Origin of the sequence: uncultured Microbacterium sp. (assembly GCF_947488465.1) — a bacterium.
In the GTDB taxonomy this organism is placed as follows: domain Bacteria; phylum Actinomycetota; class Actinomycetes; order Actinomycetales; family Microbacteriaceae; genus Microbacterium.
Window position 1 is genome coordinate 225,184 of the sequence record NZ_CANKZA010000002.1, and the last position, 25,976, is coordinate 251,159.

The 25,976-nt window shown below is 69.5% G+C and carries 29 protein-coding genes and 1 pseudogene; 9 read left to right on the forward strand and 21 right to left on the reverse strand.

Going from position 1 to position 25,976, the window contains the following annotated elements; genetic code table 11:
- Positions 1-3: 3 nt before the first annotated feature.
- From Q0653_RS06080 to Q0653_RS06120, 9 genes are all read right to left on the reverse strand, one after another.
- Positions 4-1,416, reverse strand: coding sequence for a hypothetical protein (locus Q0653_RS06080; protein WP_298943463.1), 1,413 nt, complete (start codon positions 1,414-1,416; stop codon positions 4-6).
- Positions 1,406-2,167, reverse strand: coding sequence for a TIGR03943 family protein (locus tag Q0653_RS06085; RefSeq protein WP_298943465.1), 762 nt, complete (start codon positions 2,165-2,167; stop codon positions 1,406-1,408). Before Q0653_RS06085 ends, Q0653_RS06080 begins: the two co-directional genes overlap by 11 nt.
- Complete coding sequence (locus Q0653_RS06090) at positions 2,160-3,098, reverse strand: permease (RefSeq protein ID WP_298943913.1); 939 nt, start codon at positions 3,096-3,098, stop codon at positions 2,160-2,162. The genes Q0653_RS06085 and Q0653_RS06090 overlap by 8 nt, the downstream gene beginning before the upstream one ends.
- An 85-nt stretch (positions 3,099-3,183) precedes the next feature.
- Entirely contained in the window at positions 3,184-3,609 is a 426-nt protein-coding gene (locus Q0653_RS06095; protein ID WP_298741014.1) for a transcriptional repressor, read from the reverse strand.
- A gap of 47 nt (positions 3,610-3,656) precedes the next feature.
- Positions 3,657-4,511: a metal ABC transporter permease gene (locus Q0653_RS06100; RefSeq protein WP_298741016.1), complete on the reverse strand. Its 855-nt coding sequence runs from the start codon at positions 4,509-4,511 to the stop codon at positions 3,657-3,659.
- Positions 4,508-5,329 carry a metal ABC transporter ATP-binding protein gene (locus tag Q0653_RS06105; RefSeq protein WP_298943468.1) on the reverse strand — a complete coding sequence of 274 codons (822 nt, stop codon included), beginning with the start codon at positions 5,327-5,329 and terminating at the stop codon, positions 4,508-4,510. Before Q0653_RS06105 ends, Q0653_RS06100 begins: the two co-directional genes overlap by 4 nt.
- The gene (locus tag Q0653_RS06110; RefSeq protein WP_298943470.1) at positions 5,326-6,321 is read right to left on the reverse strand and encodes a zinc ABC transporter substrate-binding protein; all 996 of its coding nucleotides are present in this window, start codon (positions 6,319-6,321) and stop codon (positions 5,326-5,328) included. The genes Q0653_RS06105 and Q0653_RS06110 overlap by 4 nt, the downstream gene beginning before the upstream one ends.
- A gap of 45 nt (positions 6,322-6,366) precedes the next feature.
- Positions 6,367-6,816 carry a hypothetical protein gene (locus Q0653_RS06115; RefSeq protein ID WP_298943473.1) on the reverse strand — a complete coding sequence of 150 codons (450 nt, stop codon included), beginning with the start codon at positions 6,814-6,816 and terminating at the stop codon, positions 6,367-6,369.
- The gene (locus Q0653_RS06120; RefSeq protein ID WP_298943475.1) at positions 6,816-7,394 is read right to left on the reverse strand and encodes a TetR/AcrR family transcriptional regulator; all 579 of its coding nucleotides are present in this window, start codon (positions 7,392-7,394) and stop codon (positions 6,816-6,818) included. Before Q0653_RS06120 ends, Q0653_RS06115 begins: the two co-directional genes overlap by 1 nt.
- 56 nt (positions 7,395-7,450) lie before the next feature.
- Here Q0653_RS06120 and Q0653_RS06125 point away from each other — a divergent pair, with 56 nt between their 5' ends.
- A complete protein-coding gene (locus Q0653_RS06125) occupies positions 7,451-9,163 on the forward strand; it encodes a GMC family oxidoreductase (RefSeq protein ID WP_298943478.1) in 1,713 nt (570 codons plus the stop codon).
- Positions 9,160-9,375 (forward strand): annotated as a pseudogene (locus Q0653_RS14045) (hypothetical protein); the annotation flags it as partial. The gene Q0653_RS06125 and the pseudogene Q0653_RS14045, both read left to right, overlap by 4 nt.
- On the opposite strand, the gene Q0653_RS06130 reads toward Q0653_RS14045, so the two are convergent.
- Positions 9,342-9,470 carry a hypothetical protein gene (locus Q0653_RS06130; RefSeq protein ID WP_298943940.1) on the reverse strand — a complete coding sequence of 43 codons (129 nt, stop codon included), beginning with the start codon at positions 9,468-9,470 and terminating at the stop codon, positions 9,342-9,344. The pseudogene Q0653_RS14045 and the gene Q0653_RS06130 sit on opposite strands and share 34 nt — an antisense overlap.
- On the opposite strand from Q0653_RS06130, the gene Q0653_RS06140 reads away from it, so the two are divergent.
- Genes Q0653_RS06140 through Q0653_RS06150 form a run of 3 tightly spaced genes read left to right on the forward strand, consistent with a single transcriptional unit; the run spans position 9,447 to position 13,449 of the window.
- Positions 9,447-10,034, forward strand: coding sequence for an acyl-CoA dehydrogenase family protein (locus tag Q0653_RS06140; RefSeq protein ID WP_366521970.1), 588 nt, complete (start codon positions 9,447-9,449; stop codon positions 10,032-10,034). The genes Q0653_RS06130 and Q0653_RS06140 overlap by 24 nt on opposite strands.
- Positions 10,031-11,245, forward strand: coding sequence for an acetyl-CoA C-acetyltransferase (locus Q0653_RS06145; RefSeq protein ID WP_298943480.1), 1,215 nt, complete (start codon positions 10,031-10,033; stop codon positions 11,243-11,245). The genes Q0653_RS06140 and Q0653_RS06145 overlap by 4 nt, the downstream gene beginning before the upstream one ends.
- A gap of 29 nt (positions 11,246-11,274) precedes the next feature.
- Positions 11,275-13,449: a 3-hydroxyacyl-CoA dehydrogenase NAD-binding domain-containing protein gene (locus Q0653_RS06150; protein WP_298943482.1), complete on the forward strand. Its 2,175-nt coding sequence runs from the start codon at positions 11,275-11,277 to the stop codon at positions 13,447-13,449.
- A 212-nt stretch (positions 13,450-13,661) separates the two neighbouring features.
- Here Q0653_RS06150 and Q0653_RS06155 read toward each other — a convergent pair whose 3' ends face one another.
- The 4 genes from Q0653_RS06155 to Q0653_RS06170 form a co-directional block, all read right to left on the reverse strand.
- A complete protein-coding gene (locus tag Q0653_RS06155) occupies positions 13,662-15,002 on the reverse strand; it encodes a dihydrolipoamide acetyltransferase family protein (RefSeq protein WP_298943484.1) in 1,341 nt (446 codons plus the stop codon).
- A 110-nt stretch (positions 15,003-15,112) separates the two neighbouring features.
- On the reverse strand, positions 15,113-16,078 hold the full coding sequence (locus Q0653_RS06160; protein WP_298943917.1) for an alpha-ketoacid dehydrogenase subunit beta: 966 nt from the start codon (positions 16,076-16,078) through the stop codon (positions 15,113-15,115).
- 14 nt (positions 16,079-16,092) lie between these two features.
- Positions 16,093-17,223, reverse strand: coding sequence for a thiamine pyrophosphate-dependent enzyme (locus Q0653_RS06165; RefSeq protein ID WP_298943486.1), 1,131 nt, complete (start codon positions 17,221-17,223; stop codon positions 16,093-16,095).
- Between the two features lie 77 nt (positions 17,224-17,300).
- Positions 17,301-18,365, reverse strand: a complete 1,065-nt coding sequence (locus Q0653_RS06170) for a histidinol-phosphate transaminase (protein ID WP_298741031.1) — start codon at positions 18,363-18,365, stop codon at positions 17,301-17,303.
- Between the two features lie 145 nt (positions 18,366-18,510).
- Between Q0653_RS06170 and Q0653_RS06175 the strand changes: the two genes are divergently transcribed.
- Complete coding sequence (locus Q0653_RS06175; protein WP_298943489.1) at positions 18,511-18,912, forward strand: phage holin family protein; 402 nt, start codon at positions 18,511-18,513, stop codon at positions 18,910-18,912.
- Between the two features lies 1 nt (position 18,913).
- Here the strand turns inward: Q0653_RS06175 and Q0653_RS06180 are convergent, their stop codons facing one another.
- Positions 18,914-20,221, reverse strand: coding sequence for a hypothetical protein (locus tag Q0653_RS06180; RefSeq protein WP_298943491.1), 1,308 nt, complete (start codon positions 20,219-20,221; stop codon positions 18,914-18,916).
- Entirely contained in the window at positions 20,212-20,484 is a 273-nt protein-coding gene (locus Q0653_RS06185; protein ID WP_298943493.1) for a hypothetical protein, read from the reverse strand. The genes Q0653_RS06180 and Q0653_RS06185 overlap by 10 nt, the downstream gene beginning before the upstream one ends.
- A gap of 160 nt (positions 20,485-20,644) precedes the next feature.
- On the opposite strand from Q0653_RS06185, the gene Q0653_RS06190 reads away from it, so the two are divergent.
- Entirely contained in the window at positions 20,645-21,127 is a 483-nt protein-coding gene (locus Q0653_RS06190) for a low molecular weight protein-tyrosine-phosphatase (protein ID WP_298943919.1), read from the forward strand.
- 38 nt (positions 21,128-21,165) lie between these two features.
- Complete coding sequence (gene purB / locus Q0653_RS06195) at positions 21,166-22,545, forward strand: adenylosuccinate lyase (protein ID WP_298943495.1); 1,380 nt, start codon at positions 21,166-21,168, stop codon at positions 22,543-22,545.
- A 104-nt stretch (positions 22,546-22,649) separates the two neighbouring features.
- Here the strand turns inward: purB and Q0653_RS06200 are convergent, their stop codons facing one another.
- The 3 genes from Q0653_RS06200 to Q0653_RS06210 form a co-directional block, all read right to left on the reverse strand.
- Entirely contained in the window at positions 22,650-22,958 is a 309-nt protein-coding gene (locus Q0653_RS06200; RefSeq protein ID WP_298943497.1) for an amino acid transporter, read from the reverse strand.
- On the reverse strand, positions 22,955-23,593 hold the full coding sequence (locus Q0653_RS06205; protein WP_298943499.1) for an acyl-CoA synthetase: 639 nt from the start codon (positions 23,591-23,593) through the stop codon (positions 22,955-22,957). Before Q0653_RS06205 ends, Q0653_RS06200 begins: the two co-directional genes overlap by 4 nt.
- Positions 23,594-23,660: 67 nt before the next feature.
- Positions 23,661-24,608 carry a Gfo/Idh/MocA family oxidoreductase gene (locus Q0653_RS06210; protein WP_298943501.1) on the reverse strand — a complete coding sequence of 316 codons (948 nt, stop codon included), beginning with the start codon at positions 24,606-24,608 and terminating at the stop codon, positions 23,661-23,663.
- An 84-nt stretch (positions 24,609-24,692) separates the two neighbouring features.
- Between Q0653_RS06210 and Q0653_RS06215 the strand changes: the two genes are divergently transcribed.
- A complete protein-coding gene (locus tag Q0653_RS06215) occupies positions 24,693-25,616 on the forward strand; it encodes an NADP-dependent oxidoreductase (RefSeq protein ID WP_298943921.1) in 924 nt (307 codons plus the stop codon).
- On the opposite strand, the gene Q0653_RS06220 is transcribed toward Q0653_RS06215, so the two are convergent.
- Both Q0653_RS06220 and Q0653_RS06225 read right to left on the reverse strand, forming a co-directional pair.
- Entirely contained in the window at positions 25,606-25,833 is a 228-nt protein-coding gene (locus Q0653_RS06220; protein WP_298943503.1) for a hypothetical protein, read from the reverse strand. The genes Q0653_RS06215 and Q0653_RS06220 overlap by 11 nt on opposite strands.
- Positions 25,815-25,973, reverse strand: a complete 159-nt coding sequence (locus tag Q0653_RS06225) for a hypothetical protein (RefSeq protein ID WP_298943505.1) — start codon at positions 25,971-25,973, stop codon at positions 25,815-25,817. Before Q0653_RS06225 ends, Q0653_RS06220 begins: the two co-directional genes overlap by 19 nt.
- Positions 25,974-25,976: the final 3 nt, after the last annotated feature.

Sequence of the window (25,976 nt, forward strand, 5' to 3'; positions counted from 1 at the left end):
GACTCATCCGCGCGGCGGGGTTTGGCACCAGGAAACATCGAATCCGCTGAGCGCGACCACCTCGGCTCCGTCCTCGAGAGCGACGATGTGGGTCTGCACGCGCTCAGGCAGCGGCAGGAGGTACCCGTCGTAGGGATTGTCGACGACATCCGGGGCGACGAGGAACGCCGCATACCGCCCGCTGGGCGAGACGCACGTCTCCATCAGGGTGTCGGTCGGGTCGACCGTGAACACCGGCCGCGCCGCGCCCTCCGTGTCCACGACATCCGCCGAGGTGGAGGTCACCGTGAACCCGTCGAGCTGTGCGAGCACACGCAGCGTCGACCCGTCGGCGAGCGGCGTGAGAGCGTTGAGCTGTCCGAGGCTCGGGTCGGTCACCGGTAGTGGGCTCTCTTCGGCGGTCGCGAGATCGATCGCCACGGGGGCTTCGACGCGCTGGACCACGGCGACGGTCGATCCACGGGCGATCCCCTCGATCGTCACCGCGTTGCCCAGCGCGACCGGCTCGCCACCCGCCGACGAGACGAGCGTGAGCGCGCCGTCGAACGTGAGCATGAGGATGCTGTCCGTGCCCGGCACGAAGCGCCAATCATCCACGCGCGAGTCGCCACCCGGCCGCTCGACCGCGGTCGGCGCCTCGCTCGCCTCCGCCGCGTTGAGGGATGCCGTGAACAGCGCGCTCTCGCGCCCGCCGTCAGCGCTGATCGACGCATCCGTGAAGGTGTATCCGACGAGGTTTCCCCGGTCGGCGCTCTGCAGGTTCGATACGACGCCGTCGCCGGGCAACGGCAGATCCCGCTCGCCCGTGCCGTCGAGATCGGTGACGATCAGGTGCGACAGCCCATCGTCGTCGACGGTGGAGACCACCAGATGGCTCGATGTGGCCCGGAAATCCTCGATGTGCTCGTGCGTGTACACCGGCTCCGCCGCATCGCCGACCAGGTCGGTGCGGAAGATCGTGTCGCCGGCCGCGCTCCGCTTCAGGACGAACACCGTGAGCCCCGGCGTCGTGAACGACTCCTCGATCGTTGCCGCAGGCCCCCCGCCGATCCCGGTGACGCCGGCGACCGTCACGGTGTAGTCCGTCTCGTCCCAGAGTGGCAGCGCGAAGCGGATGCCGATGCTCCGCCCCGATGTGTCGACCGTGAAGTCCGCGGCCGGGGACACCGTCACCTGCTCGGGGTCGACCTCCTGCAGCGACTGTGTCGTGGTGATGATCATGCGCGAACCGGATGCCGCGACCGCCGCATCCGGATCGATCTGCACCCCGGTGACCCGCGGGCCCTGGGCGACCGAGATCGCCGCGGCCGCCAGGCCGAGGACCGCGAGGATGCCGATCACGACCGTGAAGCTCAGGACGAAGGCGCGCGACCGACGCCGCCGCGCGCGAGCGCGCCGCGAGCCATCAATACTCATACGGGTCCTTCGGCTGATCGACGACATCGACCGACGCCGCGTCGATCTGCAGTCGTCCGTCGATGTCCCGGATCGTGCCGGTCACGGTGACCCACGTGCCCGTGTCCGGCGCGCCGGAGACCGCGACCGGCACGCTCGCCGGCTGCGCATCGATCACACAGTGCGTGATGACCAGCCGGGTGAGGTCGAAACCGTCACCGCCGGGCGTGACGAACCCGGTCACGGTGATCTCGTCGCCGTCGAACGCTTCCGGGTTCGTCGCGGTCGCGAAGACGCTTGCCCATTCGCCGACGCCGAACGAGGCGGTGTCGCCCGTCGCGGCGAGCGCGATCGTGTCCGATCCTTGGAAGAGCGGCGCGGCACCGGTGTCGCGTGACATCGCGAGCTCGGCCGAGAGGGTCGCGGGCGGGGTGAGCACGATCGCCAGCGCAGTCCCGGTGGCGAGCACCCCACCGGTGACGGTGGCGATGGCGCCCGCCGCACGCGGCCGGTGCGCGGATGCCGCGTGATCGTGCGCCTCGCCGTGATCGTGTCCGTGGTCTTCCTCGGCGCCGAGCGGTAGCGCGAAGCTCGCGACCGCGCCGAGCAGGGCGATGACGGCCATCGACACCGCGAACCACGCCGATTCGGGGTTGATGTACAGGCCGAGTTGGCCCGTGAGAGTGAGGGCGATCGTGACGGCCGCCAGCGCGGCGGCCAATCCCACGCCCAGCAGACGGGCGCCGAACTGCGACGTGCGTGACTCAGACAAGGAGGTTCACCGCCCCACCGATGACGATCGCGGACAGGACGACGATCACGACGAGACCCACCAATACCTTGGTGCGGAACGTCGTGCGCAGAAGCGCCAGCATCTTTACGTCGACGAGCGGTCCGACGAGCAGGAACGCCACGATCGACCCGGGAGTGAACGTCGACGCGAACGACAGGGCGAAGAACGAGTCGACGTTCGAGCAGATCGACACGATCATCGCGAGCGCGATCATGGCGATGATCGACAGGGCCGGGTTCGATCCGATCGCGAGCAACGCATCCCGCGGAATGAGCACCTGCACCGCACCGGCCAGCGCCGAGCCGATCACGAGGGCGGGCATGACGGCGCGGAGTTCGACGACGAACTGGGCGAGGCTCCGTCGCCCCTTGCCCCCGGTCTCCTCGTCGGCGATCGCGCACGTCGCGCGGAAGCGGTCGGTGAGCAGACCGTCCGGGTCTGGATGCCGGCTGTACAACCAGCCGATGAGGTTGGCGATCGCGTACCCACCGAGGAGTCGCGCGATGAGGATGCCGTCGTCGAAACCGAATGCCTGATGTGTCGTGATGATGACGATGGGGTTCACGATCGGCGCCGCGATGAGGAACGTGAGGGTCTCGGGAACGCTGAACCCGCGCATCAGCAGGCCGCGGGCGAACGGGACGTTGCCGCACTCGCAGACCGGGATCAGCATCCCGAGCAGCGACAGGACGGCCCGGCGGCCCCAGGCGTTCCGCGGCATCCACCGTTCGATGACGCCGGGCGGCACCCACACCTGCACGACGATCGAGAGGAGTACACCGAGCACGACGAACGGGAGCGATTCGATCAGCACGCTGATCGAGAGGGTCAGGCCGTCCTGTGCGCGCGTGGGGAGGCTCGGCCCGGGGGTCAGCAGCGCCACCACGATGAGCGCCGCGACCACGAGGATGCCCGCGCCCACGAGGATCGCCGGGCGCACGCGAGGATCACGTTGCAGACGCTGCGTGCGCGGCGTCGGCGACGTGGTGATGTGCTCAGGCACGCTCGTCCGGCGCGGCGGCGGCCGTCGCGGCCTTCGCTGCGCACTCTGCGCAGACACCGAAGATGTCGACGACGTGCTCCGCCTGTGTGAAGCCGTGCTGCGCGGCGGTGCGCTGCGCCCACTCCTCGACGTCGCTGGCCTGGATTTCGACCGCACGCCCGCACGACCGGCAGATCAGGTGGTGATGGTGACCCGTGCTCGAGCACGCGCGGTAGATGGCTTCGCCCTCGGGGCTCTGCAGTTGATCGGCTTCGCCGCTCGCGGCGAGGGTCGCCAGTGCCCGGTAGACCGTCGCGAGGCCGATGCCGGTGTTGTCGGTGCGGAGCGCGGCGTGGAGGTCCTGCGCGCTGACGAATCCAGCGGCGTCGCCGAGCGCCGTGCGCACGCGATCGCGTTGCCAAGTGTTGCGCTGGACCATGTGTCGGAGTCTACCCGCGCGGTTTCGGAGGTGGCTGGGAGCGTGGATCAGCGGGTGACGCGGCCGCGGCGGCCGCCGACGATGCGGCAGACGAGGTAGATCGCGAACGACAACGTCGTGATGTACGGGCTGACTGGGAGCGTCCCCATGACCGCGAGCAGGATGCCGCCGACCGCCGCGACGACGCCGAACACCGCCGAGAGCAACGGCAGGGCGAGTTTGCCCGAGGTCACGCGGGCCGCCGCGGCCGCCGGCGTCACGACGAGCGCCATCACGAGGAGCGCCCCGATGATGTGCACGGCGACGGCGACGACGAGACCGAGCAGCAGCATGAACCCGAGCGAAACCGTGACGGTCGGAACGCCTCGCGCGGCAGCGGATTGAGGGTCGAGCGAGTCGAAGGCGAGTGGACGCCAGATCAGCAGCAGCGCGACGAGCACGAACGCGGAGATGCCGATGAGCCAGCCGAGCTGTGCATTCTGCACCGACACGATCTGTCCGGTGAGCAGACTGAACCGGTTGGCACTGCGGCCGTCGTACAGCGAGAGGAACAGGATGCCGAGGCCCAGGCCGAACGGCATGAGCACGCCGATGATCGAGTTGCGGTCGCGTGCTCGGGCGCCCAGCCATCCGATCAGGGCCGCGGCGATGAGGGATCCGACGATCGATCCGGTCACGACATCCACGCCGATCAGCAGCGCCGCGGCGGCTCCCGCGAACGACAGCTCGCTGATGCCGTGCACCGCGAACGCCATGTCCCGTTGCATGACGAAGACACCGATCAGGCCGCCGACGAGCCCCAGGACGGCGCCCGCCCAGATCGAGTTCGAGACGAGCGCGAGGATGTCGCCGTAGTCGGCGAGGCCGCCGAACATCGCGTCTCCCACGTCGGACCAGTTCATGAGTGATCCTCGTGGTCGTGATGGTGGTGGGAGTCCTCGGCATCCGGCGCACCGACGACGACCAGCCGGTCGCCCGCGCGCAGCACGAAGACGGGGGCGCCGTACAGATCGGTGAGCACGGGCGAGGTGAGCACGTCCTGCGGGCGGCCGAGGGTGAAGCGGCCGTTCGCGATGTAGAGGATGCGGTCGACCTTGCCGAGCACGGGGTTGATGTCGTGCGTGACGAGGAGCACTCCCGCGCCGGTCTTGCGATGTTCGTCGATCAGCCGGACCACGCCCTGCTGGTTCGCAAGGTCAAGACTCGTGAGCGGTTCGTCGCAGAGCAGGAGGCGCGGGTCGTCGGCGAGTGCCTGCCCGACGCGCAGGCGCTGCTGCTCGCCGCCGGACAACACGCCGACCGGATTGTCGGCGAAATCGCGCGCGCCGACGGCATCGATGAGCTCTTCGACGCGATCCCGGTCGGAGCGCCGCGCGAACGGCAGGCCGAACCGGTGTCCGTCGACGCCGAGGGCGATCAGGTCGCGCCCGCGCATCGCGGTGTCGCGCGACAGGGGTCGCGCCTGCGGAAGGTAGCCGATGCGCCGGTTGCCTCGGCCGTGCACCGGCGCACCGAGGGCGGTGATCGTCCCCTCGCTGAGCGGCTCGAGACCGAGAATCGCGCGCAGCAGCGTCGTCTTTCCCGACCCGCTCGGGCCAAGAACGGCGATCAGTTCGCCGGGGGCGACGTCGAGGTCGAGCCCGCTCCACAGCTCACGGTCACCGCGCCGGAGCGCCGCACCGCGAATCTGGAGAACGGGGGGTGTCTCGGCCTCACTCACCGCGCCAGCGTACCGGCCAGCGCGTCGACGTTCGTCTGCATCCATGTCAGGTAGGTCTCCCCCTCGGGGACGAGTTCGGTGAATTCGATGACGGGGATGCCGGCATCCTCAGCCTTCGTGATCACTTCGCTGGTCTCGGCGCCACCGGTCTGCGCGTTGACGATCAGGGCGCTGACGTCACCGGAGGCGACGATGGTGAGAGCTTCGAGAAGCGTGGCGGGCGGGACGTCTTGGCCCTCTTCGACGGCTTCGCTGAAGGCGGCCGGTGTCGCGTTCTCGAGCCCGGCGGCGGCGGCGAGGTAGAGCGGGACGGGCTCGGTGACGAAGATCTGGGTCCCCGCGAAGGTCGCCGCGATCTCGTCGAGCGAGGCTTCGATGTCGGCAATGCCGGCCACGAAGTCCGCGTAGGTGGCCTCGTAGGTGGCCGCGTTGTCCGGGTCGATCTCGGCGAGCTCGTGCGCGATTTCCTCGGCGACGTGCTCGATCGTGTGCGGGTCGTACCAGACGTGCTCGTTGAAACCCTCGACGTGATCGTGGCCGGCGTGATCGTCCGCGGCGTCCGTCGCCTCGTCGTCGGCGTGGTCGTGCTCCTCCTCGCTGTGACCACCGTTTTCGGGCCAGTCGTGGGAGAACTCGACCGCCGTGACGACGGGTGCTCCGGTTCCGGTGGCCTCGATCAGCGCGTCGAGGAACGCGTCGTAGCCGCCCCCGTTCTCGATGAGAAGGTCGGCCTTCGACACGGTCAGCTGATCCTTCGCGGATGCTTCGTACGAGTGCGGGTCCTGCGAGATCGAGTCGATGATCGAGGTGACCTCGATCAGGTCGCCGCCGATCTCCTGCGCGATGTCGCCGTACACGTTTGTCGAGGCGACGACCGTGAGCGTGCCGTCCTCCGCGGAGGATGCCGACGGCGCGGCGCCGGCACATCCGGCGAGGACGAGGGTCGAGGCCAGGACGAGCGCACCTGCGGCGGGAAGCTGTGTGGAAGGCATCCCATGATTCTACGCTACTGATAATCGTTCTCAGACCTCGAGCCCTCACCCCCAGGCGAAGTCGGCGACGCGCAGATCGTGCGTGCACGCAACGTCGCTGTCGGTGCCGCCGGGCCAGTTCGACGTGATCCGCCCCGAAACCGGATGCCGGTACCAGCTGTCGCAGTCGGTCCAGGCGGATGTCGCCAACTGCGCCTGCACGTCGTCGTCCCACTGCTGCTCGGCGGCTGCTGTCGCCTCGATCGTGCGCCCTCCGGCGCCGACCATCCGGTCGACGGCGAGGCGCATGTGCCGGGCCTGCGCCTCCAGCATCCGGATGATCGAGCTGCCGCCGAGGTTGGTGTTCGGGCCGTACGACACCATCAGGTTCGGGAACCCGGGCACGTAGATCCCGAGGTGCGCCCTCGCGCCGAGCGCCCGGTAGCCGTGGCGCAGAAACTCTGCGGCGACCGCGATCGCGCCGAATCCCGAGCCGATGATCCCGATGCGGGGCATCACTGCTCCCGGACGGCCGCGAGCACGGCCGCAGTGCTGAGGTCGAGGACGTCGTCGCGCGTGAGCGTCTCGCGCTGCAGCCACTCGCGGCAGAGCGCTTTGATGAACGCGGCGACGGGTCGCAAGCGTGCGCGAAGCGCCGCGTCGTCGGGCAGGCCGAGTGCGTCGAGCACGAATCGCGCCGCGCGGTCATCGGCGACATCGACGAGCACCTGGACGTCACCGCCGTCGTGCATCCCCTCGGCGCCGGCCGTGTTCACCCATCGTTGGCCGTACGTCCGCGCCCCCTCGAGGATCCAGGCCATCGTCAGCCGCGCCCGCTCGGCGACCGGGCGGCCCTCGAGGTCGGGGAGCTCCTCGACGGGGAGGCGCACCGACTGCGTCATGACCGCGAGGAACAGCTCCCGCTTCGACCCGAAGTAGTGGTGCAGAAGGCCGCGTGCGACGCCCGCAGCCGCCGCGAGTTCTTCCATCGAGATGTCGTCGTAGCGCCGCTCGCGGTAGAGCTCGCTGGCGGCATCGACGATCTGCTGCCGACGCTCGTCGGGGCTCAGCCTCGTCCTCGGGGTCTCGCTCACATCGGTCAGTGTGATCGGCTATTGGCAAAGTGTCAATAGTGGGTTACGGTGGCCGCGTGAGCGACTACGACGTTGTAGTGATCGGCTCCGGCTTCGGCGGGAGCGTCGCGGCGTTGCGCCTGAGCGAAAAGGGCTACCGCGTCGGTGTGATCGAAGCGGGACGGTGGTTCCGCGACGACGAGCTCCCGGAAACGTCGTGGCGACTGCGGCGCTACCTGTGGATGCCGGCGGCCCGCTGCTTCGGCATCATGCGGATGACGCTGCTGCGCAACGTCCTCGTCGTGAGCGGCACCGGCGTCGGCGGCGGATCGCTGGTCTACGCGAACACGCTGTACGAGCCGCCAGAGGCCTTCTACCGCGATCCGCAGTGGGCGCACATCACCGATTGGCAGAGCGAGCTCGCGCCCTACTACGACCAAGCGAAGCGGATGCTGGGGGTCACCCGCGCGCACGCGACGACGCGGCCCGACGACCTGCTTCGCGAACTCGCCGCCGACGAGGGCGTGAGCGACACGTTCCATGCCGCCGAGATCGGTGTCTTCTTCGGGGAGGGTCACGGCATCCCCTCGCCCGACCCCTTCTTCGGAGGAGTCGGACCGGAGCGGCGCGGGTGCATCGAGTGCGGCGCCTGCATGACCGGCTGCCGGTACAACGCGAAGAACACTCTCGTGAAGAACTATCTGCCGCTCGCCCAGCGCGCCGGTGCCCGCATCCACGCGCTGACGACCGTCACCGATGTCCGCCCGGTGCGCGGCGGCCGCTACCGCGTGACCGGACACGTCACGGGCAACCCGCTCCGGCGTCGCACGTTCACGGCGGACCACGTCGTCTTCGCGGCGAACGCCCTGGGCACCCAACGCCTTCTCCACACGCTCCGGCGGCGCTCGCTCCCCCGCCTGTCGCCGCGACTCGGCGAACTCAGCCGCACGAACTCCGAAGCCGTACTGTCCGCGCGGACGAGCGATCCGCACGCCGACCTCACTCCCGGCACGGCGATCACGTCGTCATTTCATCCCGATCCGCACACGCACGTCGAGGCGGTCAGGTATGGCCGCGGGTCGAGTCTGCTCGCTCTCCTCAACGCGCACCTCGTCGACCCGGTTGAGGGGATGCCGCGCTGGCGCGCGGCGCTCCGCACGTATACCCGATTGGGCATGCGTCCCGCTCTGCGCCTCCACGCGGTCCGGCGATGGGCCGAGCAGTCGATGATCGTGCTCGTCATGCAGTCCCTCGACAACTCGCTGACGACCTACCTCACGCGCGGAATCTTCGGTCGGCGTATGACGACCCGGCAGGGGACCGGCCAGCCCAACCCCGAGTGGATCCCCGCCGCCCACCGCGTCGCCCGCGAGCTCGCCACCCGCGTCGACGGCCTCGCCGGCGGGTCATCGGCCGACCTCATCGGCATCCCGACGACGGCGCATTTCATCGGCGGCTGTGCGATCGGCACGTCGATCACGAGCGGCGTCATCGACCCCTACCAGCGCGTGTTCGGCTACGACGGCCTCCACATCCTCGACGGTTCCGCTATCAGCGCCAATCTCGGCGTGAACCCGTCGCTCACGATCACGGCGCAAGCCGAACGGGCCACCGCGCTCTGGCCGAACAAGGGCGAGCCCGACGCACGTCCGCGGCTCGGCGAGCCGTATCGCCGCATCGAGCCGGTCGCTCCGCGCACTCCCGTGGTCCCCGAGTCGGCGCCCGGTGCGCTCCGCCTGACGACACCGACGCTCCGTCCCGGTGCGACCGCGAGAGGCTGCATCGCATGAGCATCTTCGTGGGCGGCGCGGGACCGGATCTCGTGTTGCCGCACGGGCTCGGCAGTCGCCATCAGGTGTTCGCACCCGTCGTGGGCGAGCTCACCCGTCGCCCCCGCATCCTTGCGCTCGATTTGCCCGGGTTCGGCGCCGCACCCCTCGACGACACGGTTCAGCCGGGCGTCACGGGCTACGCCGACTGGGTCGAGGCCGAAATCGAGCGTCGCGGCATCCGTTCGCCCCACATCGTCGGCAGTTCGATGGGCGGCGGCGCGAGCACGGCGTCGATCGCGCGATCTGGGAGAAGGCCGGCGCTCACGGGATGCTGGGCCTCGGCGTGCCGGAAGAGTTCGGCGGAGGCGGCGAGCCGGACTACCGCTACCGGTTCGTGTTCGCGGAGGAGATCGCGCGAACGGGATTCACGTCCTTCGGCGTCGGCATCGGGCTGCAGGACGACATCGTGATCCCGTATTTCCTCGATCTCGCGACTCCCGAACAGAAAGAGCGCTGGGCGGACGCCGAGGTGGTCGCGGCCGCGCAGGACGACCCGCGCACCTGGCCGGCGCTGCGCGCGCGTCTGTCCGACACGTTCGCGACGCGCACTCGGGATGAGCGGGCCGAGGTTTTCGACGGGTCGGATGCCTGTGTGACGCCCGTCCTCTCGTTCGCCGAAGCCGCAGCCCACCCGCACCTCACCGCCCGGGGCACACTGGTCGAGGCTGACGGAGTCGTGCAGGCCGCGCCGGCGCCGAGATTCTCCCGGACGCGGGCGGCCGGCATCCGGCCGCCGCGTTCGATGCCCGACGACGTCGCCGACGTGCTCGCAGACTGGGCCCCCACCGGGGCCACCGACCTTCCGACCGAACGACAGGAGACCCGATGACCGAGGCGTTCGTCTACGACGCGATCCGCACCCCGCGCGGCCGAGGCAAAGCGACCGGCGCCCTGCACGAGGTGAAGCCCGTGTCGCTGGTGACCGGACTTCTCGATGCCCTGCGCGAGCGGAATCCCGGGCTCGACCCGGCGGGGATCGACGACGTGATCCTCGGCTGCGTCACGCCGGTCGGCGACCAGGGTGCCGACATCGCCAAGACCGCGGCGCTCGCGGCGGGCCTCCCCGACACTGTCCCCGGGGTGCAGCTCAACCGGTTCTGCGGATCCGGGCTCGAAGCCGTCAACCAAGCCGCGGCACGCGTGCGATCGGGCTGGGAAGACCTGTTCGTCGCGGGCGGTGTCGAATCGATGAGCCGCGTGCCGATGGGGAGCGACGGCGGACCGTGGGCGATGGACCCCGACACCGCGTTCGCGGCGGATTTCGTGCCACAGGGCATCAGCGCCGACCTCATCGCGACGATCGAAGGTTACGACCGCGACGCCGTCGACACGTTCGCCGCCGAATCCCACGCGCGCGCCGAGCGCGCCTGGAACGAGGGCCGCTTCACCCGATCCGTCGTGCCCGTGCGCGACCGCAACGGCCTCATCATCGCCTCCCGCGATGAGACGATCCGCCCCGGCACCTCACGGGAGTCGCTGGGCGCTCTCACCCCGTCGTTCGCCCAGGTCGGACGGGTCGCCGGCTTCGACGCGGTGGCCCTCGAGAAATACCCCCACGTCCGCGAGATCGACCACGTCCACCACGCGGGCAACTCGTCGGGCATCGTCGACGGTGCTGCGCTCGTCCTGATCGGTTCGGAAGCGGCGGGGCTCCGGCACGGCCTCACGCCCCGCGCGCGCATCGTCTCGGTCGGGGTCACCAGCACCGAGCCGACGATCATGCTCACCGGGCCCGCCCCGGCATCCCGCCTCGCCCTCGACCGCGCCGGGCTCACGATCTCCGACATCGACCTCATCGAGATCAATGAGGCGTTCGCCGCCGTCGCCCTCAAGCTCATGCGCGACCTCGGGGACTTCCCCCACGAGCGCACGAACGTCAACGGTGGAGCGATCGCGATGGGGCACCCGCTGGGCGCCACCGGAGCGATGATCCTCGGCACACTCGTCGACGAGCTCGAACGCACCGGTGGTCGGTACGGGCTCGCCACTCTCTGCATCGGCGGCGGCATGGGCATCGCGACCGTCGTCGAACGCATCTGAACCCGTCTCCGCCAGAACAGGATCACGCCATGACAGATCTCGCACCCGCCGTGCGCTTCGACCTCGATGACGGCATTGCGCACTTCGTGCTCGATGACCCCACACAGTCGGCCAACACGATGAATCCGGCCTTCCGCTCCGCCCTGACCGCCGCGGTCGACGCCGTGGCCGACCAGATCGGCGCAGACCCCACGTCGGTGCGCGGCGTGGTGATCTCGAGCGCCAAGAAGACATTCTTCGCCGGCGGCGACCTGGTCGCGCTGATGGCGACCGGACCTTCCGGCGCTGCTGCGTTGTTCGCGGAGGTGGAGGGGATCAAGGCCGACCTCCGGCGCCTCGAGACGATCGGACGCCCTGTCGTCGCCGCAATCGCGGGGGCGGCTCTCGGTGGCGGCTTCGAGATCGCCCTCGCCGCACATCACCGCATCGCCGTCGACGCGCGCTACGACCTCGGCCTGCCCGAAGTGACGCTCGGGCTTCTTCCCGGCGGCGGCGGAGTGACCCGCACGGTGCGGATGCTGGGGCTGCAACAGGCGCTCACCGGCGTGCTCCTGGAGGGTCGTCGGTTCCGTCCCGCGCAGGCACGGGAAGCCGGGATCATCGACGAGGTGGTCACGTCCCGCGACGCGTTGCTGCCCGCCGCGATCGCGTGGATCGACGCGCACCCGGACGCCGCCCAGCCGTGGGATCGCCCCGGCTACCGCATGCCCGGCGGCACGCCGAAGACGCCCGCTCTCGCCGCGATGCTCCCGGCGTTTCCCGCAACACTCCGCGCGAAGCTCAAGGGTGCCCGCTACCGCGCGCCGCGCGCGATCCTCGCCGCCGCCGTCGAAGGCGCGCAGGTCGATCTCGAAACGGCATCCCGCATCGAGTCGCGCTACTTCGTCTCGCTCGCAACCGGTCAGCAGTTCCGCAACATGACCCAGGCGTTCTTCTTCGACATGCAGGCGATCGGCAGCGGCGCGTCGCGCCCGGCCGGCATCCCGCCGCGCCCTGTCACCCGACTCGCCGTCCTGGGCGCCGGCATGATGGGCGCCGGGATCGCTTTGTCGGCGGCCCGCGCGGGGATCGAGGTGGTGCTGAAAGACGTGACGCTCGACGCCGCGGCCCGCGGTCGCGCGCACGCCGAGACGCTACTCGACGGCCTCGTCGCGAAGGGCCGGCTCAGCGCGGAGCAGCGCGAGGAGACTCTCGCCCGCATCACTCCGACCGCGGATGCGGCCGACCTCGCCGGGTGCGATGCAGTCATCGAGGCGGTGTTCGAATCCGTCGAGCTGAAGCACCGCGTGCTCGCCGAGGCCGAGGCATCCGTTCTCCCCGGTGCACTGCGGGGATCGAACACATCGACCCTGCCGATCAGCGTGCTCGCGGAGGGGGTGAAGAATCCGGCCGATGTCATCGGCATCCACTTCTTCAGCCCGGTCGACAAGATGCCGCTGATCGAGATCATCGTCGGGGAACAGACGAGCGACGCGGCGCTCGCGCGCGCGTTCGACCTGGCGGTGCAGGTGCGGAAGACGCCGATCGTCGTGAACGATCGGCGCGGGTTCTTCACGAGCCGCGTGTTCGGGTCGCTCGTCATGGAGGCCGCGCGCATGGTCGGCGAGGGCATCGATCCCGTCGCGATCGAGCGCGCCGCGTCGCTGGCGGGCTTCCCCGGGCACCCACTCGCGATGCTCGACGAAGTGTCACTCGAACTCCCCCAGAAGATCGAGAAGGAAGCGCAACGCCTCGCCGGCACGAACGACGAGCCCTCGCCCGCACTGCGCGTGCTGGAGGAGCTCATCGGCCTGGGGCGGCGCGGCAAGGCCGCGGGCTCCGGGTTCTACGACTATCCCGAGGGTGCGCGCAAGGTGCTCTGGCCGGGGCTTTCCGATCTGTTCGGCGGCGACGTCGACGTTCCGCTCGTCGACATCGAGGATCGGCTGACGTTCGCGATGAGCAACGAGACGATCCGGGTGTGGGAGGAGGGCGTGCTGCGCAGCGTGGCCGACGCCAACATCGGCTCGATTCTCGGAATCGGATTCCCGCCGCTCCTCGGCGGCGCGTTGCAGCACGTCGACGGCTACGAAGCTGCGGACGGCTCACTCGGTGTGGCGGCCTACGCGCGGCGCACCCGCGAGCTGGCGGACCGGTACGGAGACCACCTCGCCCCGCCGATCTCGCTCATCGACAAGGCGGAGACCGGAGCGACGTACCGGTGACGTCGTATCCTCCCGAGCCGTGGCACCTCCGGGGAGAGTTCCTCGCCGGAATCTTCCTCGTGCCCGTAGCCGAACTGCCAGCGCACGTGTGGGCCGAGATACCGCGCGGCGCCCGCCCGGTGACCCTCACCCCCGGAAATCCGGGGCTGGGCGTCACGCACCGGCCAGGTTCTCCTGTACGGGGTACAGCACGCCGCTGACAGCCCGACGGGTCAGTCGAGCAGCAGCGCCGGCTCTTCGAGCACGGCGGCGATGTCGGCGATGAAGCGGCTCATGCCGTCGCCGTCGATCACGCGGTGATCGAACGATCCCGACACCGTCGTGACGAACCGCGGGCGCACTTCGCCATCAACGACCCACGGCTTCTGCCGGATCGTGCCCATCGCGACGATCCCGCTCTCGCCGGGGTTGATGATCGGGGTACCGGCATCCATCCCGAACACACCGATGTTGGTGATCGTGATCGTGCCGCCCTGCTGGTCGGCCGGGGTCGTCTTTCCCTCGCGGGCCGTGACGGTGAGCTTCTCGAGTGCCCGGGCAAGACCGCGCATGTTGAGGTCCTGTGCGTCCTTGATGTTCGGGACGAGCAAGCCTCGCGGGGTCGCGGCCGCAATGCCGAGATTGACATAGTTGCGCACCCGGATCTCGGCGCTGCCGTCTTCCTTGTCGACCCACGCCGCGTTGACCATGGGCGTCCGCCGCGACGCCCAGACGACGGCGCGCGCGACGATGAGCAGCGGCGAGATCTTGACGTCCGCGAAATCCGGGGAGGTCTTCAGCCGCTTGACGAGCTCCATCGTGCGCGTCGCGTCGACATCGGTCCACACCGACACGTGCGGAGCCGTGTAGGCCGAGCGCACCATCGCCGAGGACGTCGCCTTGCGCACGCCCTTGACCGGGATCGTCTCTTCGCGGTGGTCGTCCTCCCGCTCGGCGACCTCGACGCGGGCCTCGGGTGCGACCGGGATCGTCTGCTCGCGCTGCGCCGGCGCCGCCGGTGTCGCGATGTTGCGGAAGACACTGGCCTGCTCGGCGTGACGGACCACATCGTCGCGGGTGACTTCGCCGGCCGGGCCGCTGGGACTCACGTCGGAGAGGGTGACACCGAGATCACGCGCAAGCTTGCGGACGGGCGGCTTGGCCACGACTCCGACCGAGGCCTTCACCGTCTCGGCGCGTGCGGCGGGCCGCTTGCGGCGCGAGGTCGGGGCTTCCGCGGTGCCGTAGCCCACGAGCACGGCGCCGCCGGCCTCGGGCTCCACCGGCTTCTCGCCGTGCTGCGAGTCGCCGACCACGGCATCCGTCGTCTCGGCGTCACCGGCGATCGTGATGATCGCCGTGCCGACGGTGACCGTCTCGCCCTCGGGTGCGAGCAGTTCGCCCACCGTGCCGGCGAACGGCGACGGCAGCTCGACGAGCGACTTGGCCGTTTCGATCTCGACGAGCACGTCGTTGACCTCGACCGCATCGCCCGGCGCCACCCGCCACTGCACGATCTCGGCCTCGGTGAGTCCTTCGCCGACGTCCGGCAACCGGAAGGTCTGTTCGCTCATGTGATTCTCCTCGTCATGCCCATGCCACGAGACACGGTTTCTGCTCCGAGACACCGGTGTGCATCGGGTGTCTCGGTGCACATCAGGTGTCTCACTGTAAGGGGGGCGGGTCAGTAGGCGAGGGCACGGTCGACGGCCTCGAGGATGCGGTCGACATCCGGGAGGAAGACGCCCTCGAGCTTCGCGGGCGGGAACGGCACATCGAAACCCGAGACGCGCAGCACCGGCGCTTCGAGCGCGAAGTACGCCCGCTCCATCACGGTCGCCGCGACCTCTGAGCCGAGCGAGGTGAAGCCGGGGGCCTCCTGGGCGTAGACCATCCGTCCGGTGCGGCGCACCGAGTCGAGGATCGGCCCATAGTCCACGGGCGACAGCGAGCGCACGTCGATCACTTCGCACGACGTCCCCTCGCTCTCGGCGAGCGCGGCGGCCTGCAGCAGCATCGTCACCATGGCGCCGTGTCCGACGAGCGTGACGTCGGTCCCCCGACGCACGACGCGCGACGCGTGCAGGGGTGCGGCACGCTGTGCGGTGTCGACCTCGCCCTTCATCCAGTACTTCGCCTTGGGCTCGAGGAAGATCACGGGGTCGGGAGAGGTGATCGCGTCCTGGATCATCCAGTACGCGTCGTTCGGCGTCGAGGGCGAGACGACCCGCAGCCCCGGCGTGTGGGTGAAGTAGGCCTCGGGGCTCTCCTGGTGGTGCTCGATCGCGCCGATGTGGCCGCCGTACGGGATGCGGATGACAATCGGCATCTGCAGCGCACCCTCGTGGCGGTTCGTGATCTTCGCGAGCTGCGAGGTGATCTGATCGAACGCCGGGAAGACGAACCCGTCGAACTGGATCTCGACGACCGAACGGAAACCGGCCATCGCCAGGCCGATCGCCGTGCCGACGATGCCCGATTCGGCCAGCGGGCTGTCGAGCACCCGCCGGTCGCCGAACTCGGCTTGGAGACCCTCGGTCACGCGGAACACGCCGCCGAGGCGCCCGATGTCCTCGCCCATGAGCAGCACGTGATCGTCGGCGGTCATCGCGGCGCGAAGCCCCGCATTCAGCGCTTTCGCGAACGGCATCACGACGGGCCCGGTCACGCGACACCTCCCTCGAACGAGGACTCATAGTCCGAGAGCCAGCGCTGTTGCTCCGCGAGGAGCGGGTGGAACTCGCTGTAGACGTGCGCGAACATGTCGGATGCCTCGAGCCCACCCAGCTCGTTGGTGCGCACCCGCACGTCGTCGGCGTAGGCCTGAGCCGCGGCATCCACCTCGTCGAAGAATGTGGATGCCGCACCCTTCGCCTCGAGGTAGGTGCGCAGGCGCGCGATCGGATCGCGCTGAGCCCAGGATGCCTCTTCGTCGGAGGTGCGGTACTTCGTCGGGTCGTCGCTGGTCGTGTGCGCACCCATCCGGTACGTCAGCGCTTCAATCGCCTGCGGCCCGCCACCCGCGCGCGCCTCGTCGAGCGCGAGCTTGCTGACGGCGTAGCTGGCGAGAACGTCGTTGCCGTCGACGAGGGTCGAGGGCATGCCGTAGCCCGCCGCGCGCTGGTGCAGCGGTCCGCGGGCCTGCGTGGCGACGGGGACCGAGATCGCCCAGTGATTGTTCTGCAGGAAGAACACCTGGGGCGTGCGGTAGCTGTTCGCGAAGACCATCGCTTCGTGCACGTCACCCTGACTGGAGGCGCCGTCGCCGTAGTAGACGATGACGGCGGTGTCGGTGTCGGGGTCGCCCGTTCCGGCGCGGCCGTCGAAGGCGAGGCCCATGCCGAAGCCGGTTGCGTGCAACGTCTGCGAGCCCAGGACCAGCGTGTAGATATGGGTGTTGCCGTTTTTCGGATCGGTCGGATCCCAGCCGCCGTGCGTGAGACCACGCATGACGCGGATGATGTCGATCGGGTCGACGCCACGCGTCGTGGCGACGACGTGCTCGCGGTATGACGGGAAGATGTGATCCTGCGGGCGCGTCGCCCGCACCGAGCCGACCTGCGCAGCCTCTTGCCCGAACGACGGCGGCCACAGGGCCAGCTGGCCCTGGCGCTGCAGGTTCGTGGCTTGGCGGTCGAAGGCGCGGACCGTGACCATGTCACGGTAGAACGTCTCCAGATCGTCGTCGCTGAGGGCGTCGATCAGCGGCAGAAAGCGCTCCGCTGCAGGGCTGGGGGCGAACGTCCCGTCCGCCGCCAGGACGCGCACGAGGGCAGGATCGTCAGGCGGGGTCATGCGTTCACGCTACCGCGCGAGGTATGCGGGCCTCTGCATGAGTTCGACAATGGATGCTGCGATCCGCCGTCCTCGGTCTACAGTCGCGTGGCCGCGGCGACCTCGACCACGCGGTCGAGGGATTCTTCCTCCCCGATCGAGATCCGCACGCCGTCGCCCGCGAACGGGCGGACGATCAGGTCTGCCGCCTCGAACGCGGCCGCGACGTCGAGCGCACGGTCTCCCGCGGGAAGCCACACGAAGTTGCCCTGCGCGACCGGGACGTCCCAGCCGACCTCGCGGAGGCGCGCGGCCAGGCGATCACGACGATCGGTGAGAACGCGCACACGCTCGAGCAGCTCGTCTTCGGCATCGAGGCTCGCGAGGGCGGCCGCTTCGGCGCCCGCCGTGACTGATAGGGGAATCCCGGTGGTCCCCGCCGCGGAGAGGATGCGAGGGTCCCCCACCGCGTAGCCGACGCGCAGGCCCGCCAGACCGTACGCCTTGGAGAACGTGCGGAGCACGACGACGTTCGGATGCCCCGCCGCCAGAATCCGTGCGCCGTCGACGGCGTCCGGATCGGTGACGAATTCGGCGTAGGCCTCGTCCAACACGACCAGCACATCGGCGGGTACCCGCGTGAGGAACGCCTCGAAGCCGGCCTGGGTGACGACCGGTCCGGTCGGGTTGTTGGGGCTGCAGACGATGATCATGCGCGTGCGGTCGGTGACGGCATCCGCCATCGCGTCGAGATCGTGCCCGCCCGCCACGGTGTTCGGCACCGGGACCGGCGTGGCGTCGGCGACGATCGCGAGGCCCGGGTACGCCTCGAAGGAGCGCCAGGAGAAGAGCAGCTCATCACCGGGACCGCATGTCGCGTGGGCGAGCTGGTAGAGGATCGAGACCGAGCCGGCGGCGATGTGCACGGCATCGTCCGCGACACCGAAGCGCTCGGCCAGGCGCGCGCGCAGGCGCGGCGACGACGCGTCGGGATAGCGGTGGAAACCGGCCGCAGCCTGCATCGCCGCGACGACGCCCGGAAGCGGCTCGAACGGGTTCTCGTTGCTCGAGAGCTTGAACGCCTCAGCGCCGGCCTGTCTGCCCTGCTTGTAGGCGGGGTGCGCGGCGATGGCGGGACGGATGCGCACGGGGAAGTCGGTCACGCGTCGATTCTACGAGCGCAATGTTTCACCCGGAATGCGACGAGTGCTCTCCCCCGCGGTCGCGCGACCGGAGAGCTCGGTGTCCCAGCAGCTCGTCGAGATCACTGATTCCCTCCGCGCACACTCCGTGGGAGACTGACGCATCATGCGATTCATCATCCGCGTCGTCGTCAACGCCTTCGCCATCTGGGTGGTCACTCTGATCACCGCTCTCGAGGTGGACGTCATTCCGTTCGCCCCCGGGGACACCCTGCAACTCGTGCTGACGTTGCTCGTCGTGGCGGCGATCTTCGCGGTCGTGAACACGATCATCGGGACGGTGATCAAGGTCCTCGCATTCCCGCTGTACATCCTGACGCTGGGTCTCATTTCGCTCGTGATCAACGGGCTGCTGCTGTGGATCACCGCCTGGTTCACGGCATCCTGGAACTGGGGTCTGCGCGTCGAGGACTTCTGGCTCGGCGTGGTCGCCGCCCTTCTGATCTCGCTGATCAACTGGGTTTTCGGCATCATCCTGCGCCCGCAGGCCTCCCGCCGCGACCGCTGACTCAGCTCGGCCGTGTCGCGCCGTACGTCGTGACCTGCACCGACACGGCCTGGCCGAGCCCGTCGACCAGCGACCGCACCGGGCCCAGGCGCGGATCGCTCGAGCGATCCAGCAAAGCCGCCGTCTCGACATATCGGTCGAGGGCATGGGGCGCCATCGGCAGTTCGCCGTCGACGAGGGATGCCGCACTCGCGCGCGCGGCGACGATACTGTCCGCCGAGCCCACCCCTCCCGGGTGCCCGCCGGCGGCGAGCGCGGCCACCGGGTCGTCGCGGTGCCGGATGTCGATGCTCAGGGTGCCCGGGCCCACGTCGACCTGGACCGGGTCCCCGAGGGTGACGAGCGCCGGCACGTCGTAGACCCCCGACGCGGCGACATGGGAGGCGACCATCGCGCCCTGAGAGTGTCCGGCGAGATACACCGTGTCGCCCGGGGCGGCTCCGGCCGCCTCCAGCGCCGCCATGGTCGCGTCGTACGAGGCGGAGCGCGACCCCATGTAGAGCTCGAGGTTCGACGTCCCGTCCCATGGCTCGTCGTCGGCGGCGCCGATCTGGGTGCCGGCGACGTACGCCACGAAGTTCGTCGTTCCGTCGGCCATCGTGTATTTCTCGACCCGCACTCGCGCCTCGCTGCGGGGGATCCGCGACGCGAGGTCGGCCAATCCGCTCGGCGCAGCCCCGCGGGTCGATGACAGCGGGGTCACGGAGATCGGGCGCGGCTCCCCTCTCAGCGGCTGGCCGGAGACGGCTCCTCGACCGATCCCGTCGACGGCGGCGGTGCCCACGAGCGCGAGCGCACCTCCGACGATCCCCGCCGCCTGCCGGAGACTCCAGCCCGGCATGAGGTAGCCGAGCGAACCCGCCGATCCGCCGAGCTGCGCGACGACGCCCTCGCGGCGGCCGGTGACCCACCCGGCGATCTCACCAGCCGCGCGCGCCGCGGCCTCCGGATGCGTCGCGATCAGCGTGGCCGAGACCGCGGTCAGCACCGCGAGCCGCTCGGCGTCGTTCGCTGCCCGGGCGACCTCGATCTGGATCCACAGCTCAACGAGCTCGTACGTGTCGGCCATCGATTGGAGGCCGCGCGCGAGGGATGCCGCATCCTCCACAGCGGCGGCGACTTCTCCGACCGGCACGAACTGCCAGGTGCCCGCGTCACGGAGGAGGTCCGTGATCTCGGCCAGCCGCGCGTGCAGCTCCTCGCCGTCGTCCACGAGGAGCCGTAGCCGTGCGGCCGCGGTTCGCAGGTCGTCGGTGTCGACGGCGATGACGCCTCCGCTACGGATCTCGAGGTCGTCGTTCAGCGACATGATGCTCCCGCGATCGACAGTCGGTGGAGCGCCTCGACCTCGTCATCGGCGGCCTCGAGAAGTCGCGCGACACGGTCGAATCTCGCGCACAGCTCGTCGAGCGCCGCGCGATAGTTCTCGGCCGCGCGCGCGTGCCAGTCGGTGTCAGCGCGGAGCGCGCGTGCCCGCAGGCGCAGATCGGCGGTATCCGCCTTGGCTCTCTCGAGAAGTCGACCCGCGTGCGCGAGCACCACCGGCGACGGCGTGCAGGCATCCGCATTCATCTGTCCAGACTGGCAAGGCGGCTGCGCTCCGGGATGCCGCGAGCACCCATCCGTGGACAACTTTCGCGAGAGGGCACCTGGGGAGGAGGATCACCCCTCGCGGACCCGGCATGCGGGGACCACAATAGGGACCGTGCCCCCGACCACCTCTCCCTTCCGCGTGGTCTTCGTCTGCACCGGCAACATCTGTCGCTCGCCGATGGCCGAAGTCGTCTTCCGCGGCTTCGCCGAGCGTGCAGGGATGGGCGATCGCGTGAGCTCGACGAGCGCCGGAACGGGCGACTGGCACGTCGGCGAACGCGCCGACGTGCGCACGCTCGATGCCCTCGCCCGCCGGGGATACGACGGCACCCGCCACCGTGCACGCCAGTTCACGCTCGATGACTTCGACCGCAACGATCTGATCGTCGCCCTCGATTGCTCGCACGAGCGGATTCTGGCGAGCTGGGCGCGCACAGCCACCGACACCGACAAGCTCGCTCTGCTGCTCTCCTTCGATGCCTCCGCGGGTGGAAACCTCGACGTCCCCGACCCGTACTACGCCGGCCCGCCGATGTTCGACGAGGTGCTCGGTATGATCGAAAGCGCGAGCCGGGCGCTCTTCCGGCAGCTCGAACCAGCCCTTCGGCCGGTTTCTCCCTGAATCGACGTCCGAGCGCCCGCCACCCCGATCGGAGCTTCGTGACTTCTCTGCCGCCCCAGCCCCTCAGCCCTCTCGACGGCCGCTATCGCGCCGCGGTGACGGGCCTCGCCGAGTACCTCTCCGAGGCGGGCCTCAATCGTGCGCGCGTCGAGGTCGAGGTGGAGTGGATCATCGTCCTCACCGACCGCTCGCTGTTCGGTTCGACGCCGCTGACGGATGCCGACAAGGACGCTCTCCGCGCCCTGTACCGCGACTTCGGTCAGACCGAGATCGACTGGCTGGCCGAGAAAGAAGCCGTCACCCGGCACGACGTCAAAGCGATCGAATACCTCGTGCGCGACCGCTTGTCCTCGCTCGGGCTCGATCACATCGCCGAGCTCACGCATTTCGCCTGCACCAGCGAAGACATCAACTCCGCGTCGTACGCGCTCACGGTTCGCCGCGCGGTCGAGAATGTGTGGCTGCCGAAGCTCCGAGCCGTGATCACCGCGATCGGCGAACTGGCCGCTGAGCATCGGGATGCCGCCATGCTCTCGCGGACGCACGGTCAGCCCGCGACGCCCTCGACGATGGGCAAGGAGCTCGCGGTCTTCGCCTGGCGCCTCGAACGCGTCGCCGCGCAGATCGACGGCGGGGAGTACTTCGCGAAGTTCTCCGGCGCGACGGGCACCTGGTCGGCGCACCTCGCCGCCGCCCCCGATGTGGATTGGCCGGAGCTCTCCCGCACCTTCATCGAGGGTCTCGGGATCGACTTCAACATCCTCACGACTCAGATCGAATCGCACGACTGGCAGGTCGAGTTGTATGACCGCGCCCGCCACGCGGGCGGCATCCTGCACAACCTCGCGACCGACATCTGGACCTACATCGCGATGGGGTTCTTCGCGCAGATCCCGGTCGCCGGCGCGACGGGGTCCTCGACCATGCCGCACAAGATCAACCCGATCCGGTTCGAGAACGCCGAAGCGAACTTCGAGATCTCCGGCGGTCTTTTCCAGACCCTGTCTCAGACTCTCGTCACGTCGCGCATGCAGCGCGACCTGACCGACTCGACGACGCAACGCAACATCGGCGTCGCGTTCGGGCACTCGCTGCTCGCGCTCGACAACCTCCAGCGCGGGCTGACCGAGATCTCCCTCCGTCGCGACGTGCTGCTGGCCGACCTCGACGCGAACTGGGAAGTGCTCGCCGAGGCGATCCAGACCGTGGTGCGCGCGGAGATCGTCGCCGGTCGCTCGCAGATCACCGACCCGTACGCACTGCTGAAGGAGCTCACGCGCGGCCGTCGTGTCGGCGGACCCGAACTCGCGGAGTTCGTGCAGGGACTGGACATCGGCGACGAAGCCAAGGAGCGCCTGATCGCGCTGACTCCCGCGACCTACATCGGCGTGGCCGACTCCCTCGTCGACGAGCTGTAGCCCCCGGCATCCACTCCCGCGAGACGACGTTCCCGCGACGAGACGGCGCGGCACGCGCACAGTCTCGTCGCCGATGTGCCGTCTCGCGAGCGCGCGAGCGACGGTCAGTGGGCCGAAGGGCGCGAGTCGTCGTCCTTCGGGTGCAGCACGGGCTGATCGATCTGCTTGGTGACCTGGGCGGGATCGACCGCCAGCATCAGCAGTGCGATGATCACGAGCGTCGCGATGAACGAAATGCCGGACACGACGAGCGAGACGACGACGACGTGCGCGCGTTGCGGCTCGCTGAGGTCCTGGAAGATGCCCATCGAGACCAGGGCGATGATCCCGCCGAAGAGAGCCGCCGCGAAGGCGAATCCCAACAGCTGCACGGGCTTCATGAGGTCGCGCCGGGTCGGTCGCTGCTCGCTCATGCGGACTCTCCTACAGATCGGTCGATGGCGGGTGTGGCGGATGCCGCCGGCTCACGCCGCGGAGAGAACCCCGCGATGGCGAGGAACACGGCCACGATCGCCGCGTAGCCGCCGAAGAGTCCGACACCGATGACGATCCCGGTCAGTGTGAAGGATCCTGCCTGCTCGATCACATAGTCAAGTCGGTAGGCCGGGTTGACGACGAGGAGGCCCACGCCGAGCGCGATCGTGACGGCGCCGATGAGGACCGAGTCCCGCGCCTGGGGAACACTCGAGCGTCGCCCATGGATGCCGAACGCCAGCTCCGCGATGCCGGTCGCGAGAGCCCAGGTGATCAGAAGCACGAAGAAGAGGGTCGTCGAGCGGATGCCGGGAAGCCCGCTGATCATGCCCGCGAGGAGCGTCAGCACGCCCAGCACCACCGGAAGAGCACGGCCGCCGCGCGGGTAGGCGAGTCTCGAGCCGATCAGCAGGACCAGAGCGGTCGCGATCGCCCAGCCGCTGAAGACCGCGAGGCCCACCTCGGCCGAGTGATCGGCCGAGAAGGTGATCATGATCGCCGCGACAGCGGCGAACAGCGCGCGACCGACCTGTACGTGGCGCACCTCGAAGGTGCGGGCGGAGGAATCGGACACTCCCCCAGTCTATTCCGCGCCACACCGGTCGCCGACGGCACGGGCGACGGTGAAGTCGCAGAGGTGATCAGGCCCGCAGCGCTTCGATCGTCCGCAGCACATCGAGCGTGCGCTGCTGATCGGGAGCCGCATCGGCGTCGCCCCGAACGAGCTCGGCGAACCGGCCGACCTCGTAGGCCATGTTGTTGTCGGCGCCGTCGATGCGGCGCTCCTCGGTCGTTCCATCGAGGCGGGTCAGCACCACGTGCCGCGGCTGGGTGATCTCGTCGATCGTGAGCGTTCCCGTTTCGCCTTGAATCTCGTTCGGGCGCGACGAGAAACCGATTTTCGAGAACGCGAGTTGCGCGACCATACCGGGATACGTGAGCGTCGCCGCGCCCGCGCCGTCGGCCCCGGTCGCGATCTCGACCAGGCTGCCCGCGACGGATGACGGTGTGCCGAACAGGTCGATGAGAGCCGACAGCGGATAGACCCCGAGGTCGAACGCGGCACCCCCGGCGAGCGCCGGGTCGAAGATGTTGGGCGTCTCACCGGCGAGCACGAGGTCGTATCGGGCCGAGCGCTGGCACTGTGCGAACGCCACCAGGCGGACCGTGCCCACCTCGGGCAGCAACTCGCGGACGGCGGCCATTCCGGGGTCGTAGACGTTGCGCATGCCTTCGAAGACGATCACTCCGCGGGCGGATGCGGCATCCACCAACGCCGCGAACTCGGCCGACGTCGGCGTCGCGGGCTTCTCGAGGAAGACGTGCACGCCGGCGTCGATCGCCCGCTCCGCCTGCGCGCCGTGCGCGCCGTTCGGTGAGCCGACGTACACGGCGTCGATGCGGCCAGAAGCCAGCAACTCATCGAGGTCATCGGAGACCTCCGCGATGCCGGTCTTGTCGGCGAATGCACGCCCGCGGGCGAGGTCACGGGAGAAGACCACGTCGACACGGATGCCGTCGTTCTGCCGGACGGCGTCGATGAAGCGCTCGGTGATGGTGCTGGTTCCGATGGTGGCGAGTCTGATCACGCTGTAACGATAGGGCACCGCGACGAGCGAGGGACGGGAATGCGCGCGCGCACGCGGTGGTTGGATTTCGACATGGCTGAGCAGATGAAGGCACTCGTGTACCGCGACTTCGGCGGAAACGACCGATTCGAGATCGCGCAGATCGATCGTCCCCACAACGGCCCCGACACGCTGGTCGTGCGGGTCATCGCCGCGGGGATCAATCCGGTCGACTACAAGGTGCGCGAGGGATACCTGCGCGGCGCGATCGACACGTCACTTCCCGCGGTCCCCGGGTGGGATGTCGCCGGGATCGTCGAGCAGACCGGGCTCGACACTGCCGAGTTCGCGGTGGGCGACGCCGTCCTGGCGTATGCCCGCGCGGACGTCGTGCAGCACGGCTCGCTCGCCGAGTTCATGCCGGTGCCTGTGCGCACCGCGACCGCCAAGCCGGAAGGGCTGTCCTTCACCGACGCGGCGGCGCTCCCGCTCACCGGGCTCACGGCGTTGCAGGCGCTCGATCGCGTCGCGGTCGCCGAGGGCGACACGGTGCTCATCCACGGTGCGGCCGGCGGTGTCGGGTCGTTCGGCGTGCAGCTCGCGCGTCTGCGTGGCGCCACGGTCGTGGGCACGGCATCCCCCCGCAATCACGACTACCTCCGCGACCTCGGCGCCACGCCGATCTCCTACGGCGACGGGCTCGTCGCCGCCGCTCGAGAGGTCGCACCGAACGGCTTCGACGCGATCATCGACTTCGCCGGCGGGCCCTCGCTCGATGCGACGCCCGCCCTTCTCACCGAGGGAGGCCGCGTCGTCTCGGTCGCGGATGCGCGAGCGCGCACCGAGTTCGGCGGACACTACCTCTGGGTGCGGCCGGATGCCGGCCAGCTCGCGGAACTGGCGCACCTCACGGCAGCCGGTGAACTGCGGGTCGAAATCGCGGGCACCTACAGCCTCGATGAGGGCGCGGCGGCGTACGCCGCACTCGAAAAAGGGCACACGCGCGGCAAGATCGTCGTCACGATCTGACGAGGCGGCCTGTCCGTTCGTTGCGCCGCGCGTAGGCGGCCGCGCTCTGACTCGACAGCGCAAGCAGAATGAGCACGTCGAGCGCGAGCGAGTACAGCGTCCCGCCGACGGCGAGATGTCCGTCGTTGGTCAGCCACGAGACGAAAGCCCACGTGATGTGATCGCGCTCGATGTCGGTGTCGGCATCGATGCGGTGGGTCACCTGGAGCGTGAACAACGAGACAAGGCTCCCCACCACCCGACGACGAAGGTCTCGGTGACGCTGAGGACGGCAAGCCACAGCGCCGCGAGCCCGGCGAAGACGAAGAAGAACCAGTCGAGTGCCGCACCCCTCGAGTAGCGCTTCGCGTCGGCCATCGG